Raw genomic sequence first — 2,573 nt, 5'->3', positions numbered from 1 at the left:
ATCGCCCGCGCGCTGGCCATGTCGCCGGACTACATGCTGTTCGACGAAGCCACCTCGGCGCTCGACCCGCAACTGGTTGGCGAGGTGCTCGACACCATGCGCCTGCTCGCCGAGGAAGGCATGACCATGGTCCTGGTGACCCACGAAATCCGCTTCGCCCGCGACGTCTCCGACCGCGTGGCGTTCTTCCGCAACGGCCTGGTGCACGAGATCGGCACGCCCGATCAGGTGATCGGCAACCCACAGAAGCCGGAAACCATCGACTTCCTGAAATCGATCAACTAAGAGGAACCGGGCCATGCGCTCGAGCAAGGTCATCCATGTGGTCAGTTGCCACGCCGAAGGCGAAGTGGGCGACGTGATCGTCGGCGGCGTCGCGCCGCCTCCCGGCGATACGCTGTGGGAACAGTCGCGCTGGATCGCGAATGACGACGTCCTGCGCAACTTCGTACTCAACGAGCCGCGCGGCGGGGTGTTCCGCCACGTCAACCTGCTGGTGCCGGCGAAGAACCCGAAGGCGCAGATGGGCTGGATCATCATGGAGCCGGCCGACGTGCCGCCGATGTCCGGCTCCAACTCGCTGTGCGTGGCCACCGTGCTGCTCGACAGCGGCATCCTGCCGATGAGCGAACCGCAGACCCGGCTGACCCTCGAGGCGCCGGGCGGCCTGGTGGAAGTGATCGCCGACTGCCGCGACGGCAAGGCCGAACGCGTCGAGGTGAAGAACGTGCCGTCGTTCGTCGACAGGCTGGATGCCTGGATCGAGGTGGAAGGCATCGGCTCGATTCCCGTCGACACCGCCTACGGCGGCGACAGCTTCGCCATCGTCGATGCGCGGCGCCTGGGCTTCTCGTTGAGCGCCGACGAGGCTGCCGACCTGGTCGCGGTGGGCCTGAAGATCACCCAGGCGGCCAACCAGCAGCTCGGTTTCGTGCACCCGCTGAACCCGGACTGGGGGCACATCTCGTTCTGCCAGATCGCCGCTCCGGTGGAGTACGTGAACGGCGTCGCCAGCGCCGCCAACGCGGTGGTCATCCGTCCCGGCAAGATCGACCGTTCGCCCTGCGGCACCGGGTGTTCGGCGCGCATGGCGGTGCTGCATGCCAGGGGCCAGCTGAAGGTCGGCGAGCGCTTCGTCGGCCGCTCGATCATCGGCTCGGAATTCCATTGCCGGATCGACTCGCTGACCGAAGTGGCCGGTCGCCCGGCGATCTATCCCTGCCTCTCGGGACGCGCCTGGATCACCGGCACCCACCAGCACCTGCTGGACCCGGGCGACCCCTGGCCGACCGGATACCGGCTTTCCGATACCTGGCCGGTGGAATTGAAGATCTAGAAAAAACGCCGGTGCGTGGAGTGTGCCCAAGGGCACGCCATCGACCGGCGCGGAACGATTGCCAGGCCATCAGGAGCGACACCCCTGGCAATCTTTCAAACGCATTTGCAACACCCGCTCCGGCCGTCGGAGCGAAAAGAAAAGCGTGGCAAATCATTGCCTTTCAATTATCGTATACGAAATACATTTAGCACCCGGAGACAGGTCCCATGAGCAGAGCGGTCAACTGGAGCGGCGTTTTCCCCGCTGTCACCACCCAATTCAACGACGATTTCTCGATCAACCTCGAGGAGACCCACAAGGTCATTTCCAAAGTGATCCGCGACGGCGTCTCCGGCCTGGTGGTCTGCGGTTCGGTGGGTGAAAACACCTCGCTGAGCGCCGAAGAGAAGATCGCCGTCACCGAAGTCGCGGTCGACGCCGCCAAGGGCCGTGTGCCGGTGATCTGCGGCGTCGCCGAGTTCACCAGCGTGGCCGCGGCCAAGACCGCCAACCTGGTGCGCAAGGCCGGCGTCGACGGCGTCATGCTGATGCCGGCGCTGGTGTACGGCTCCAAGCCCTACGAAACCGCCGAGCACTACCGCTACGTGGCGAAGAACGCCGACGTGCCGCTGATGGTTTACAACAACCCGCCGATCTACAAGAACGACGTCACCCCGGACATCCTCATTTCCCTGGCCGACTGCGACAACGTCGTCTGCTTCAAGGATTCCTCCGGCGACACCCGCCGCTTCATCGACGTGCGCAACGAAGTCGGCGACCGCTTCATCCTCTTCGCCGGCCTCGACGACGTGGTACTGGAAAGCCTGGCCGTCGGTGCCGAGGGCTGGGTGTCGGGCATGTCCAATGTGTTCCCCAAGGAAGGCGAAACCATCTTCCGCCTGTGCAAGGCCGGCCGTTTCGCGGAAGCCATGCCGATCTACGAATGGCTGATGCCGATCCTCCACCTCGACGCGCGCGCCGACCTCGTGCAGTGCATCAAGCTCTGCGAAGCCATCGCCGGCCGCGGCGGCGAACTGACCCGTCCGCCGCGCCTGCTGCTGCGCGGTGAAGACCGCGCCCACGTCGAGGCCATCATGGCCAAGGCCCTGGCGAACCGTCCTCAGTTGCCGGACGTCGGTCTGTAAGCCACGCCCGCCCCCGCACGGCCATATCGCCGCTCCCGCGTTCCGGGGGCCGGCTATGGCCGTTTTTCATTTCCAGCACGGGAGAAACCAACATGCAGATACTCGGACAG

At 65.2% G+C, this 2,573-nt stretch carries 2 protein-coding genes and 1 pseudogene; all 3 read left to right on the top strand.

Annotation, left to right across the window (positions count from 1 at the left end):
* Positions 1 to 285: pseudogene (glnQ, locus tag B2X67_RS04620) on the top strand (glutamine ABC transporter ATP-binding protein GlnQ); the annotation flags it as partial.
* Between the two features lie 13 nt (positions 286 to 298).
* Positions 299 to 1,336: a trans-3-hydroxy-L-proline dehydratase gene (locus B2X67_RS04615; protein WP_286784747.1), complete on the top strand. Its 1,038-nt coding sequence runs from the start codon at positions 299 to 301 to the stop codon at positions 1,334 to 1,336.
* A gap of 209 nt (positions 1,337 to 1,545) precedes the next feature.
* On the top strand, positions 1,546 to 2,463 hold the full coding sequence (locus tag B2X67_RS04610; protein ID WP_286784746.1) for a dihydrodipicolinate synthase family protein: 918 nt from the start codon (positions 1,546 to 1,548) through the stop codon (positions 2,461 to 2,463).
* The last annotated feature ends 110 nt before the right edge of the window (positions 2,464 to 2,573 follow it).

This window comes from Pseudomonas sp. UBA3153 (genome assembly GCF_002364635.1).
Taxonomy (GTDB): domain Bacteria; phylum Pseudomonadota; class Gammaproteobacteria; order Pseudomonadales; family Pseudomonadaceae; genus Pseudomonas_O; species Pseudomonas_O kuykendallii.
Note: the sequence above shows the minus strand (reverse complement) of the source record. Positions and strands in the feature narration are given on the sequence as shown.